14 protein-coding genes are annotated in these 12,739 nt (G+C 70.6%); 8 read left to right on the top strand and 6 right to left on the bottom strand.

Annotation, left to right across the window (positions count from 1 at the left end):
* Window positions 1-175 precede the first annotated feature (175 nt).
* Window positions 176-919 (top strand): hypothetical protein, encoded by a 744-nt coding sequence (locus tag OHB41_RS22340; RefSeq protein ID WP_266700001.1) that lies wholly within the window; start codon window positions 176-178, stop codon window positions 917-919.
* A gap of 12 nt (window positions 920-931) precedes the next feature.
* On the opposite strand, the gene OHB41_RS22335 is transcribed toward OHB41_RS22340, so the two are convergent.
* Window positions 932-1,534 carry a hypothetical protein gene (locus OHB41_RS22335; RefSeq protein WP_266700000.1) on the bottom strand — a complete coding sequence of 201 codons (603 nt, stop codon included), beginning with the start codon at window positions 1,532-1,534 and terminating at the stop codon, window positions 932-934.
* A gap of 238 nt (window positions 1,535-1,772) precedes the next feature.
* Here OHB41_RS22335 and OHB41_RS22330 point away from each other — a divergent pair, with 238 nt between their 5' ends.
* Complete coding sequence (locus OHB41_RS22330) at window positions 1,773-2,492, top strand: SDR family oxidoreductase (protein WP_266699999.1); 720 nt, start codon at window positions 1,773-1,775, stop codon at window positions 2,490-2,492.
* A 114-nt stretch (window positions 2,493-2,606) separates the two neighbouring features.
* On the opposite strand, the gene OHB41_RS22325 is transcribed toward OHB41_RS22330, so the two are convergent.
* The 4 genes from OHB41_RS22325 to phoU form a co-directional block, all read right to left on the bottom strand.
* A complete protein-coding gene (locus tag OHB41_RS22325; RefSeq protein WP_266699998.1) occupies window positions 2,607-3,368 on the bottom strand; it encodes an SDR family oxidoreductase in 762 nt (253 codons plus the stop codon).
* 5 nt (window positions 3,369-3,373) lie between these two features.
* The gene (locus OHB41_RS22320; RefSeq protein WP_266699997.1) at window positions 3,374-3,919 is read right to left on the bottom strand and encodes an allene oxide cyclase barrel-like domain-containing protein; all 546 of its coding nucleotides are present in this window, start codon (window positions 3,917-3,919) and stop codon (window positions 3,374-3,376) included.
* Between the two features lie 175 nt (window positions 3,920-4,094).
* On the bottom strand, window positions 4,095-4,244 hold the full coding sequence (locus OHB41_RS22315; RefSeq protein ID WP_266699996.1) for a hypothetical protein: 150 nt from the start codon (window positions 4,242-4,244) through the stop codon (window positions 4,095-4,097).
* 188 nt (window positions 4,245-4,432) lie between these two features.
* Window positions 4,433-5,122 (bottom strand): phosphate signaling complex protein PhoU, encoded by a 690-nt coding sequence (gene phoU, locus OHB41_RS22310; RefSeq protein ID WP_266699995.1) that lies wholly within the window; start codon window positions 5,120-5,122, stop codon window positions 4,433-4,435.
* A 238-nt stretch (window positions 5,123-5,360) separates the two neighbouring features.
* Here phoU and phoR point away from each other — a divergent pair, with 238 nt between their 5' ends.
* Window positions 5,361-6,638 carry a two-component system sensor histidine kinase PhoR gene (gene phoR / locus OHB41_RS22305; RefSeq protein WP_266699994.1) on the top strand — a complete coding sequence of 426 codons (1,278 nt, stop codon included), beginning with the start codon at window positions 5,361-5,363 and terminating at the stop codon, window positions 6,636-6,638.
* Window positions 6,639-6,643: 5 nt separating this feature from the next.
* Complete coding sequence (gene phoP, locus OHB41_RS22300) at window positions 6,644-7,315, top strand: two-component system response regulator PhoP (RefSeq protein WP_010985401.1); 672 nt, start codon at window positions 6,644-6,646, stop codon at window positions 7,313-7,315.
* A gap of 183 nt (window positions 7,316-7,498) precedes the next feature.
* On the opposite strand, the gene OHB41_RS22295 is transcribed toward phoP, so the two are convergent.
* Window positions 7,499-8,173, bottom strand: coding sequence for a copper chaperone PCu(A)C domain-containing protein (locus OHB41_RS22295; RefSeq protein WP_266699993.1), 675 nt, complete (start codon window positions 8,171-8,173; stop codon window positions 7,499-7,501).
* A 622-nt stretch (window positions 8,174-8,795) separates the two neighbouring features.
* Here OHB41_RS22295 and OHB41_RS22290 point away from each other — a divergent pair.
* The 4 genes from OHB41_RS22290 to cysS all read left to right on the top strand — a co-directional run bounded on the left by OHB41_RS22290 (window position 8,796) and on the right by cysS (window position 12,690).
* A complete protein-coding gene (locus tag OHB41_RS22290) occupies window positions 8,796-9,278 on the top strand; it encodes a CarD family transcriptional regulator (RefSeq protein WP_003953493.1) in 483 nt (160 codons plus the stop codon).
* Between the two features lie 387 nt (window positions 9,279-9,665).
* The gene (gene ispD, locus OHB41_RS22285) at window positions 9,666-10,418 is read left to right on the top strand and encodes a 2-C-methyl-D-erythritol 4-phosphate cytidylyltransferase (protein ID WP_266699992.1); all 753 of its coding nucleotides are present in this window, start codon (window positions 9,666-9,668) and stop codon (window positions 10,416-10,418) included.
* A complete protein-coding gene (gene ispF, locus OHB41_RS22280; protein ID WP_266699991.1) occupies window positions 10,408-10,944 on the top strand; it encodes a 2-C-methyl-D-erythritol 2,4-cyclodiphosphate synthase in 537 nt (178 codons plus the stop codon). The genes ispD and ispF overlap by 11 nt, the downstream gene beginning before the upstream one ends.
* Window positions 10,945-11,289: 345 nt before the next feature.
* Window positions 11,290-12,690, top strand: a complete 1,401-nt coding sequence (cysS, locus tag OHB41_RS22275) for a cysteine--tRNA ligase (RefSeq protein WP_266699990.1) — start codon at window positions 11,290-11,292, stop codon at window positions 12,688-12,690.
* Window positions 12,691-12,739: the final 49 nt, after the last annotated feature.

The following is a 12,739-nucleotide window of genomic DNA, read 5'->3' as shown; positions in this document are numbered from 1 at the left end:
TGAGCGGGGGCAGGGTCGCGGCGTACGGCTCGCCTCAGCGTCAACTCTGCCGTCGTCTGATAGGGAATGTCCCACCTGGTGTGCTCTCGTTCCGCAAGGACGACCAGTTGGCGTCTCTGAGTTCGAAACCGCGCCACGACGGCACCTGACGCGACAGAAGAGGTAGAGGGAGACCATGGGCTGGACACGCACACTTCGGGCGGCAGCGTCGGCGGCACTGGTCGGAGCGATCGCCATCGTCTCGACGATGCTGTCGCCGGCCCACGCCGGAACGCGGACCGGGGTCGCGCGGTCGTTCGCGACCGTGGCGGCGAAACGGCCCGGCTCGCCCACGCCGCGCCCCCCGCGGCTCCCTCGGGACTTTCGCGGGAAGGGCAAGTGGGTCGTCCGGGACCTGGGCATCACGGTCCCGTTCACCTGGGAGGGGAGAGACGGCGACAGCCAGATGATCGCGGGCGGCCCGCAGTACCCGATCTGGTTCACCAACCTGATCCACCACGGCACGCTCTACACGCTGACCTACAAGTGGCCCGGCCTGACCGAACATCCGTGCTCACGGATCCCCGGTTTCGACCTCGACCAGTTGAACCAGGCGTTCCGGGGCGCGCGGTTCGTCGGGCGGGAGATCCTCCAGCGGAGCCCGAACCGGTACGTGAACCACTGGCGGGTCGGTGTCGTCCTGCCGGAGCGGCCTCCGGGGAATTACCTGCGGTTCCCCCTCGCGCTGGGCGACATCTACGTCGATCAGAAGGACCCGGGTACGTTCTGGCAGGTGCTGCAGTTCGGCGTGCAGAATCTCTACGACCCCCAGCTGGACGAGTGGCTCGTGATGGACACGTTCGCGCACAGGCCCGGTACGGTCAGGCTCCCTCCGCGCTGCTCGTCCGGCTCCGAGGCCGTGCTCGCCGGTCGTCCGTAGCGGCGGCCGGGGTCAGTGGCCGCCGGAGGGGCGGTCGCAGGCGGAGTGGTCGGGGTAGCCGCCGAAGGCGTCCGCCTGGGTGGAGACGCGGTTCATCCCGCCCTCGACGCACAGCGGGTAGGTGTCGATGAGGAAGCCGACCTCGGTGGAACCGTTCTGGTACGTCCGCACCTTCGAGGCGGGGTAGCCGAGGCCGGTGAGCGCGTCACGCGTGCTCTCCGGCACGAAGTCGCCCCGCTCACGCAGAGGTTCCAGCGCGCCCTTGATCCGTGCGATGGCCGCGAGACCCTCGCACCGCTCCTGGCCGTGCAGCGGAAAGGGCACCATGAAGCCGTGGTTCTCGGCGTAGTGGTCGGTGGGCGGCGTGGCCGGCCCCGAGGTGCTCGGGGTGCGCGTCGGCGTCGGCTTCGGACTCTCGCCGGGGCACCGGAAGTCCACCGGCGCGCTCGGCGTCACCGCCGCGCTGGGCGTCACCCCCGCCCTTGATGGTCCGGCCGCACCGGCCTCGTCCCCGGCCCGCTGCGTTCCGCACCCCACCGCCAGCACCGCCAGCACGGCCGGTACCACCATCGGCACCATCCCGAACCGGGCCCCCGTCGTTCTGATCACCGTCATACCCCCGATCCTCCCCCGCGTCGCGGCACGCGTCATGAGTACATCTACTCACCCGAGTCCTTCGGGTTCGGGGCCGGGTTCGGGTTCGGTTCGGGTTCGGCTTCGGTTCGGGTCGGCTTCGGTTCGGGTGGTGACCGCGCTGGGGGCGGTATACGTTCGACGAAGGGTTGGCGTCGCGTCGTCGTGCCTGGTCGCGGCGCCGGTCTCGGCCCTGCAATCCATGCCGTGAGGTGCCCCCATGAAGATCCAGGAGTCGATCGCCTTCGTCACCGGAGCGAACCGCGGGCTCGGTGAGCACTTCGCGCGGGAGCTGGTCGCCGCCGGAGCAGCCAAGGTCTACGCGGGAGCGCGCGACCCCGGGAAGGTCACGGTGCCCGGGGTGGTTCCGGTCGCCGTGGACATCACCGACCCGGAATCCGTGCGCGCGGCGGCCGACCTGGCCCAGGACGTGACGCTGCTCGTCAACAACGCCGGTTCGACGACCCGGGCCGACGTGCTCACGGCCGGACTGGATTTGTTCCGCGCCGAGTTCGAGACGCACGTGCTCGGCACCCTCGCCATGTGCAGGGCCTTCGCCCCCGCCCTCGGGCGCAACGGGGGCGGCGCGATCGTCAATGTGCTGTCCGTACTGTCCTGGCTGTCGATCCCGGCCAGCGCCGGTTACGCCGCGGCCAAGGCCGCCGAGTGGTCGGTGACCAACTCCTTGCGGTTGGCTCTCGCGGAACAGGGCACGCAGGTCACCGCCCTGCACGTCAGTTACATGGCGACGGACATGGCCGCGAGCGTGACGGCTCCGAAGGCCGATCCGGTCGCGGTGGCCCGTGCGGCGCTCGACGGTGTCGAGGCCGGCCTGCTCGAGGTGCTCGCCGACGACGCCAGCAGGCAGGTCCAGGCGGCGCTCGCCGAGGGGCCGGCGGCGTTGTATCCCCAACTGGCCGGGCGGCCGGGGCTGATCTGAGCACCCGGACCCGACACCCGGACCCGACACGGGCCGAGCACACGGGGCGGACGTGCGGGCGGTTGGGCGTCGTCAGTGCACCACCGGGGCGTCGTCAGGACGCCACCGATGTCGTCAGTGCGCTACGAGTTGCTGCCCGCCGTCGATGTCGTACGTGCCGCCGGTCAGCGCGTCATTGCCCATGATGTGTACGGCCAGGGCGGCCACGTCGGCCGGACCGACGACCCGTCGGATGGGCAGTGTGGCGCGCAACTCCTCGCGCCGGGACTCCAGTTGATCATCGAGGAGCGCGGCCGACAGGGGTGTGTCGACGAACCCGGCGGCGATGAGGTTCACCCGGACCGGCGCCAGTTCGAGTGCCAGGTTGGCGATGAGGGCGGGCAGTGCAGCGGTGAGGGCGGAGGCGACGGACATGCCGATGCCGGGGCGCCGGCCGCCGGTGCCGCCGACGAACAACAGGGTGCCTCCGGCCCGTACCTTGTCGCGGCTGTAGAGACCGACCCCGAGTGTCATGGCGAGCCGCTCGCCGATGTGGGCGCCGGCGACGGTGGGGTCCATGTCCGCCAAGGGCATGTAGAAGGGGCCGCCGGCGGTGACCATCACATGGTCGACCGGTCCGGGAAGGTCCTCGAAGAACCGCTTCAGCCGCTCGGTGTCACCGGCGTCGAACGCCGCCGTGTCGAGCGGCTCGACCGTGCGCGCCGCCTGCCGCAGCCGCTCGGGGTCGCGGCCCACCAGGATCACCTGACCGCCGTCCGCGCGGACCCGGCGGGCGGTTTCCAGTCCGATGCCCGCGCTGCCGCCGATCACCACGACCGTCCGGCCGGCGAGGTCGTACGGGCGGTGGGGGCCTGGGGCGCCGGGCGCAGCGGTCATGGTCGCTAGTCCTCCTGCTGGTCGTCCACGAGAACGTGGAAGGTGAGCCGTCGTTCCGTCACGGCCGCCGGGACGGTGTGCGTGCCCGCCGGGACGGTGTGCACGAAGCCCCGGGCCGAGCGGTAGTCGCCCGTACCGCCGGTGATGGCGATGTCGACCGAGGCGGCGGCGGGCAGGTGCAGCAGGGCCTGCGAGGTGATCTGTCCCCTGGGGAGGGCGAAGGTGCCGAGGCACTGGAGTTCGCCCGGCTTGGTCTGGACGTACGTGCAGACGACCGTGTGGTCGCCGATCTTCTTGCCGTCGCGGTACAGGTCCTCGGCGATGAGGATCCCGTCTCCCGGACTGAGCCCCTTCTTGCCCACATCGAGGTTCTCGGAACGGGTCTGTCTGGCGTCCAGCTGGATGATTTCCGTGTGCTGGTGAATTCTCCGGCCCGTGGCGGAGGCTGACGGGGTGGCCGACCAGGCGGCCGACGCGGTGGGGGCGGTGATGAGGAGGACGGCGGCCAGAGCCGCGGTCGCGCCCGCACTGCGTGGACGAATCTTGCGCATGGAACGTCTCCCATGTGCTGCGGAGATGTGCCTTTCGCCCCTTATTTTACCGTTCGGTACGGATCGGTGCCCGGTGCACTACCTGCGGTCGCGAGGTCCGTACACGGAGGAGGGGCCCCGCCGTGGTGACGGGGCCCCTCTGGATCCGCGTGCCCTGGTGGGCCCGGGGGTCCGGTCAGCCGCACTGGCAGGGGTTGCCGGACTGGCAGCCGCACCCGCAGCCGGAGCCGCAGCCGCAGGCGCCGAAGAGGGGGAGGCTTTTGATGTCGGCGGGCTGTTCGGTGTCCCGGTCCAGGGTCGGGTCGGTGGCGGGGGATTCGGCCATGGGGTCCTCCCTCAATGAGGCCTCAGTGAGGCATCGAGGCATGGGTGCCTACGCCTATTCCATGCCCGCTCCACCGGGCGCATCAACGGCGCACTGAGGCTCGCGAGCGCCCCCGGAGCCCGGAAGCAGGCCTTTTCCCGCCCGCTCGCGGTCCCTGCCGCCCGGGTCCGGGCCACTCCGCCCCGGTCTCAGATGCCTTCCGCCCCCGTGACGGGGTGGATGTCCGCCTGGAGCTCGTCCGCGTGCTCGCCCGTCACCAGGTACACCACGCGCTTGGCCACCGACACCGCGTGGTCGGCGAAGCGCTCGTAGTAGCGGCCGAGCAGGGTCACGTCGACGGCGGTCTCGATGCCGTGCTTCCAGCGGTCGTCGAGAAGGTGCTGGAAGAGGGTGCGGTGGAGGAGGTCCATGTCGTCGTCGTCCTGCTCCAGCTGGAGCGCGAGGTCGACGTCCTTGGTGATGACGACCTCGGCCGCCTTGGCCATCAGGCGCTGGGCGAGCTGGCCCATTTCGAGGATCGTGGCGTGCAGGTCGTGCGGGACCGCGCGCTCGGGGAAGCGCAGCCGGGCCAGCTTCGCGACGTGCTGGGCCAGGTCGCCGGCGCGCTCCAGGTCCGCCGACATCCGCAGGGACGTGACCACGATGCGCAGGTCCGTCGCCACCGGCTGCTGGCGGGCCAGCAGGGCTATCGCGCGGGCCTCCAGCTCGTGCTGGAGATCGTCGACCTTCTGGTCGGCCGCGATCACGCTCTCCGCGAGCTTCAGGTCGGCGTCGAGGATGGCCGTCGTGGCGCGTCCGATCGCCGACCCGACGAGCCGGGCCATCTCGACCAGACCCTCGCCGATCGAGTCCAGTTCCTCGTGGTACGCGTCACGCATCGTGTTGTCCCTCTCTTACGTCACCTTTGGGGGCCTGGGGGCCGGGCCCCCGGAGGCATCTAATGACCGCCGGATGGGCCCCGTGAACCCCACGCTCCCACGTTCCGGCTCGTACGCGTCCGTTTCCGGCATCCCAAATGAACCACCACTGGCTCCTGGGTGAACTCTGGGCGACGAGTGTTCGAGGTCGCACTCGGATGGCTGTGGCCTGGCGCGACGACATGCCTAACCTGGGGGCATGGACGTGAACGCGGCGGTCGCCGCAGCGGCAGCGATCGCCGGAGTGCTCACCGGTGTCATCGCCATGCTGGCGTTCCGCTGGAGCGAGCGCGACCAGAAACGCCCCACCCGCACCTCTCTTCACACGGACCCGGTGCTTCCGCCAGGTGTCGACACGGTTCTTTCCGTGCTCCGCTCCTCCGCCGTCGTACTCGACGAGGCCGATGCCGTCGTCAAGGCCAGCTCCGCCGCGTACGCCCTCGGGCTGGTCCGCGGCGGCAAGCTCGCCGTCGAGCCGATGCTGCAGATGGCGCGTGACACCCGCCGGGACGGCGAGATACGCCAGGTCGAACTGGATCTGCCGAGAAGGGGGACGGGCCGCGGCGAGGCCCTGGCCGTCTCCGCGCGCGTCGCGCCGCTCGGCTCCCGGCTCGTCCTGCTGCTGGTCGAGGACCTCACCGAGGCGCGGCGCATCGAGGCCGTACGGCGTGACTTCGTCGCCAACGTGAGCCACGAGCTGAAGACGCCGGTCGGCGCGCTCTCCCTGCTCTCCGAGGCCGTGATGGACGCCTCGGACGACCCGGAGGCCGTGGAGCGCTTCGCCGGGCGCATGCAGATCGAGGCCACCCGGCTCACCAATCTCGTGCAGGAGCTCATCGACCTGTCGAGGGTGCAGAACGACGACCCGCTGGAGGACGCCGAGCCCGTGCGGGTCGGCGAACTCGTCGCCGAGGCCATCGACCGGTGCCGCCACCAGGCCGGCACCAAGCAGATCACCATGGCCGCCGGCGGAACCGCCGAGCTGAGCATCTGGGGAAACCGCGGCCAGCTGGCCGCGGCCCTCGGCAACCTCGTCGAGAACGCCGTCAACTACTCGCCCGCCCGTACCCGGGTGGGCATAGCCGCGCGCCGGGTGACCGCGCCCGGCGGAGACCTCATCGAGATCGCCGTGACCGATCAGGGCATCGGCATCTCCGAGAAGGACCGGGAGCGCGTGTTCGAGCGCTTCTACCGCGTCGACCCGGCCCGTTCCCGCCAGACCGGCGGTACGGGCCTGGGCCTCGCGATCGTCAAGCACGTGGCCGCCTCGCACGGCGGGGAGGTCACGGTGTGGAGTTCCGAGGGTCAGGGCTCCACGTTCACCCTGCGGCTGCCGGAGGCGGGTGCGGCCCGCGACCGCGTGACCGATCACCACATGCCCGGACTCGACGAAGACGACGAGCCCGAGCAGCCCGACGGGACGACCACCGTCTCATCCCCGTATGAACCGCTTCCTGCCCCGGAGGTCCTTCCGTGACCCGAGTGCTCGTCGTCGAGGACGAGGAGTCCTTCTCCGACGCCCTGTCGTACATGCTCCGCAAGGAGGGCTTCGAGGTCGCCATCGCGACCACCGGGCCCGACGGACTCGACGAGTTCGAGCGCAACGGCGCCGACCTCGTCCTCCTCGACCTGATGCTGCCGGGGCTGCCCGGCACGGAGGTGTGCCGTCAGCTGCGCGGCCGCTCCAACGTTCCGGTGATCATGGTCACCGCCAAGGACAGCGAGATCGACAAGGTTGTCGGGCTGGAAATAGGAGCCGACGACTACGTCACCAAGCCCTTCTCCTCCCGCGAGCTGGTCGCCCGCATCCGGGCCGTCCTGCGCCGCCGCGGCGAGCCGGAGGAGGTCACCCCGGCCGCCCTGGAGGCCGGTCCGGTCCGGATGGACGTCGACCGCCACGTGGTCACCGTCTCCGGCTCCAAGGTCGACCTCCCGCTGAAGGAGTTCGACCTGCTGGAGATGCTGCTGCGCAACGCGGGCCGCGTGCTGACCCGTATGCAGCTCATCGACCGGGTGTGGGGCGCCGACTACGTGGGCGACACCAAGACCCTCGACGTCCACGTCAAGCGCCTGCGCGCGAAGATCGAGCCGGACCCGGGCGCGCCGAGGTACCTGGTGACGGTACGCGGGCTCGGCTACAAGTTCGAGCCGTAGACCGGCCCGCCGGCGAACGGGCGCCCGGAGGTCCGGCGCTCCGTGGGCCGGCTCTCAAGCGGCCGCCGCGCGCGTGGCGGCACGACGACGCCGAAGGGCGGTACCCCTCGCGAGGGGTACCGCCCTTCGGCGTCTTACGGGCTCGTACGGTGACGGTCCCGGCGGTGTACGCCGGGACGCCGGTCACTGGCCGGAAGCGGACTCCGTCGCGGTGGCCGTCCCCGTGTCGGTCCCGCCGGACGACGCCGAGTCCGACGGCGCGCCCGAGACGGACTCGGACGGCGAGGTGGACGCATCCGGCGAAGCGGTCGCGGAGCCGGTCGCCGTCGCGCCGGGCGCCGCCGGGATGTTGCTCGGACCCCACTTGCTGAAGTAGCTCTCGGCGGGGACGACGAACGCGCGCAGGCTCACGGCACCGGTCCTGCTGAAGGTGAAGGTGACCTTCTGCGCGTTGCCGTCCTTGACGGCGGTCCCGGGGGAGGAGAGGGCCGCGGAGGCGTTGCCCTTGCCGCCGAGGACGACGGAACCGCCGGCCGGGATGGTCAGCTTGCCCTTGCCCGCGGCGGGCGTGATCTGGGCGGTGCCGTCACCGGCGACGCTGACCGAGTCCAGGGTCTGTGCGGTGCGGCCGTTGTTGAACAGGGTCGCGGAGATCACCGCCGGGCCCGTGGACGTCGTGTCGGGCTGGGTGATGACGAGGGCGTTCTGGATCTTGATGTCGCCGACGCTGGTCGCCGCGTTGTCCGGCTTGACCTCCAGCGTCTGTGCGTCGTTGCCGGCAGCGCACGCGGCGAGCGAGGCGATCGAGAACGCAATGGCGGCGGCGGCGAGGGCGCCGCGTCGAAGGCTGCTGCTCACGGCGGCGGCAACTCCTTGAACGTGGGCGAAGCAGGGCGACTTCTGTGTAAAGCCGCCCTAAGGGTCTGTCAGCGGCCTTAGGTTACCGAGCCGTTCCCGCGCCACCGCACCCGACCCGCCCCTTCGCCCCCTCGAGCCCCGTCGCGCCGTCCGCGCACGCCGTCCCGTGCGCCGTCCGGTGCCGCCTCGTCGGCTCCTTTGGGCACCGGCTCGTCTGCCATTCACATAAGTAGCCAGGAGATCCGCTTGGGCTTTTCCGGTAGGGAATCCGTGGCGGACCGGAAAATTGATCATCGACAGTTCGGTGACGGGCGTGATCAATTCCGGATTCGTCTCGTACCCGACTCCGGGAACCGAACGGAGTAGCGGAAGTCGAGCTCCTGGAGCAGGACAAAACGGGATGTTCAGACCCTGGTCAGGGACTACAGGTGTGTGTACCGTACGCGTTTCGCTTGCCCTGGACAGCCGCTCCCACCTGCGAATACCCTCTTCCGCTCGCCCCTCGCAGCACGTTCCTGTCGCGGTTGTCAAGCCCCGAGATATGCCCTGACCTGCGAAAACGCCATTCAGAAGACGCAGTTTCCGTGTTACCCTGGATAGCCACGGAAGGGGTACCTGTCACATGACGTTCAAGGTTGGCGACACCGTGGTCTATCCCCATCACGGGGCCGCGCTGATCGAGGCCATCGAAACTCGCCAGATCAAAGGCGTGGACAAGACCTACTTGGTGCTGAAGGTCGCCCAGGGCGACCTGACGGTACGTGTGCCAGCGGACAATGCGGAGTTCGTCGGCGTGCGTGATGTGGTCGGTCAGGACGGGCTGGACCGGGTCTTCGAGGTGCTGCGCGCGCCGTACGCCGAGGAGCCCACGAACTGGTCGCGTCGTTACAAGGCAAATCTGGAGAAGCTCGCCTCCGGCGATGTCATCAAGGTCGCGGAAGTCGTACGTGACCTGTGGCGTCGTGAGCGCGAGCGCGGACTCTCCGCCGGTGAGAAGCGGATGCTTGCCAAGGCCCGGCAGATCCTGGTGAGCGAACTCGCCCTCGCGGAGAACACGAACGAGGACAAGGCCGAGGCTCTGCTCGACGAGGTTCTCGCGTCCTGACGCATACAGCGCCTAGACGGTGGTCGTTCGGACGGTGGGCTGGTTCTTCTGTCGTTCGGACGGTAGTCGTTCTGACGTAAGCACAAGGCCGCGCAGCTGTGCAATGAAATGCCGCGGTGCCCGATGACGCAATGGGAATTGCTGTCGCCGGGCGCTGCGGCATGTTCGTACCCGCATCTCTTCGGGAACCCGGGTCTCCCCGGTCTCCCCACCCCGAGACTCGATGCCCCGATACTTGATGTGCCGGGCCCGGGCGGCCGACTCGACCGGATGTCACGGAAGGGTCCGGTCAGGACGTCGCGCCGGGCACTCCCCCACGCTCCGCGAGCGGGAGGCACGCCAGGGCCATACCCAAGCAGGCCGAGTACACAAACCTGACAGGAACCGATGTCTGACGATTCGCGCCCTTCGCCGTCCGGGACCCCCGTCGCGGCCGTGATTCCGGCCGCCGGCCGGGGCGTGCGCCTCGGTCCGGGCGCCCCCAAGGCGCTCCGGGCGCTGAACGGCACGCCCATGCTCATCCACGCGGTGCGGGCCATGGCCGCCTCCCGCGCCGTCTCGCTGGTCGTCGTCGTGGCGCCGCCCGACGGTACGGCCGAGGTCAAGACCCTGCTCGACGCGCACGCGCTGCCCGAGCGCACCGACTTCCTGGTCGTCCCCGGCGGGGACAGCCGCCAGGAGTCCGTGAAGTACGGCCTCGACGCGCTGCCCCCCGGGATCGACATCGTCCTCGTGCACGACGCGGCCCGGCCGCTGGTGCCGGTGGACACGGTGGACGCCGTCATCGAGGCGGTACGGGACGGCGCGCCCGCCGTCGTACCGGCGCTGCCGCTCGCGGACACCGTCAAGCAGGTCGAGCCGGCGAGCGTGCCGGGGACGCCGGAGCCCGTCGTCGGCACGCCCGAGCGGGCGCGGCTGCGGGCCGTGCAGACCCCGCAGGGCTTCGACCGGGCCACGCTCGTACGGGCCCACGACACCGTGACCGACGACGTGACCGACGACGCGAGCATGGTCGAGCGGCTCGGGGAGCGCGTCGTGGTGGTGCCGGGCCACGAGGAGGCGTTCAAGGTGACGCGGCCCCTGGACCTCGTCCTCGCGGAGGCGGTCCTCGCGCGCAGGAGGGCGAACGATGGGTTCTGAGGTCTCCGGGACGGCTCCCGCCGGGACGTCGTCGGCCCCCGGTGTGCCGTCGCTGCCGCAGGTCGGTGTCGGTACCGACATCCACGCCTTCGAGGACGGCCGGGAGCTGTGGTGCGCCGGGCTGTTGTGGGAGGGGGAGGGGACCGGGCTGGCCGGGCACTCCGACGCGGACGTCGTCGCGCACGCCGCCTGCAACGCCCTCTTCTCCGCGGCCGGCCTGGGCGACCTCGGCGCGCACTTCGGCACCGGGCGGCGCGAGTGGTCCGGTGCGTCCGGGGTGACCCTGCTGACGGAGGCCGCGCGGATCGTGCGGGCGGCCGGTTTCGTCATCGGCAACGTCGCCGTCCAGGTCGTCGGGCCCCGGCCGAAGATCGGGAAGCGGCGGGACGAGGCGCAGAAGGTGCTGTCCGAGGCGGTGGGGGCGCCGGTGTCGGTGTCCGGGGCCACCACGGACGGGCTGGGGTTTCCGGGCCGGGACGAGGGTTTGATGGCGGTGGCGACGGCTCTGGTGGCCCGCGCGGTCTGAGGCGCGTGCCCCGTCCAGGGGGCTGCCGCCCCCTGGACCCCCGCTTCGCCCGAAGGGCTCGTCCTCCAACGCCGGACGGGCTGAGGATGCCGGCCTGGGCTGGAAGGTTCCGGGCGTGTGCTGACGGCGCCGGCGCGGGCGTATGTCTTTCAGCCCGTCCGGCGATTGAGGACGAGGCCGTCCAGGCCGAAGCGGGGGTCCGGGGGCGGCAGCCCCCAGGAGCGGGCCGGGATCGAAGAGGACCCGGGACGCAGGTGTCGCCCGTGAGGGTCGTATGTCACGAATACGTGCCCCTTGCGCGGGAAGGGTCGCGGGGCACTACCCAGGGCCCACTACCCTGGAGGCGTGACCATTCGCCTGTACGACACCAGCGCCCGGCAGATCCGTGACTTCTCCCCGCTCAAGCCGGGTTGTGTCTCGATCTACCTCTGTGGCGCCACCGTGCAGGCCGCCCCGCACATCGGGCACATCCGCTCGGGTCTCAACTTCGACATCATGCGCCGCTGGTTCGAGTACCGCGGGTACGACGTCACGTTCATCCGGAACGTGACCGACATCGACGACAAGATCATCACCAAGTCGGCCGAACAGGGCCGCCCTTGGTGGTCGATCGGGTACGAGAACGAACGCGCCTTCAACGACGGCTACGACGTGCTGGGCTGCCTTCCGCCCAGCTACGAGCCGCGGGCGACCGGGCACGTGACCGAGATGGTCGAGATGATGCGCGGCCTCATCGAGCGCGGTCACGCGTACGAGGCCGACGGCAACGTCTACTTCGACGTGCGGTCCTTCCCGGGCTATCTCCAGCTGTCCAACCAGGAGCTGGACAACCTCCAGCAGCCGTCCGGCGTCGGCGAGACCGGCAAGCGGGACCCGCGCGACTTCGCCATGTGGAAGGCCGCCAAGCCCGGTGAGCCCACCTGGGAGACGCCGTGGGGGCGCGGCAGGCCCGGCTGGCACCTGGAGTGCAGTGCGATGGCGCACAAGTACCTGGGCAGCGCGTTCGACATCCACGGCGGCGGGCTGGATCTGATCTTCCCGCACCACGAGAACGAGATCGCGCAGGCCAAGGCCTTCGGGGACGAGTTCGCGAAGTACTGGGTGCACAACGCGTGGGTCACCATGAGCGGCGAGAAGATGTCCAAGTCCCTGGGCAACTCCGTGCTGGTGAGCGAGATGGTCAAGCAGTGGCGCCCCATCGTGCTGCGCTACTACCTCGGCACCCCGCACTACCGCTCGATGATCGAGTACAGCGAAGAGGCGCTGCGTGAGGCCGAGTCGGCGTTCGCGCGGATCGAGGGCTTCGCGCAGCGGGTGACGGAGATGGCGGGGGGCGTCGTCGAGCCCGTCGCCGAGGTGCCGCCCGCGTTCGCCGAGGCCATGGACGACGATCTGGGCGTGCCGCAGGCGCTCGCCGTCGTGCACACCACCGTGCGGCAGGGCAATTCCGCCCTGGCCGCCGACGACAAGGAAGCCGCCGTGGCACGGCTCGCCGAGGTCCGGGCCATGCTCGGGGTCCTCGGTCTCGACCCGCTGGACCCGGCGTGGGCCGGCGAGGGCGACCGCGGCGAGGACCTGCACGGGGTCGTCGACACCCTCGTACGCCTGGTGCTCCAGCAGCGCGAGGCGGCGCGGGGCCGCAAGGACTGGGCCACCGCGGACGCCATCCGCGACCAGCTCAACCAGTCGGGTCTCGTCATCGAGGACGGCCCGCAGGGACCCCGGTGGACACTCGGCCCGCGCTGAGTGTTCCTTGATCGAGTGTGCCGCCCGGCTCTCCGGGCGGCACACTGCA

This window comes from Streptomyces sp. NBC_01571 (assembly GCF_026339875.1).
Taxonomy (GTDB): domain Bacteria; phylum Actinomycetota; class Actinomycetes; order Streptomycetales; family Streptomycetaceae; genus Streptomyces.
Note: the sequence above shows the minus strand (reverse complement) of the source record. Positions and strands in the feature narration are given on the sequence as shown.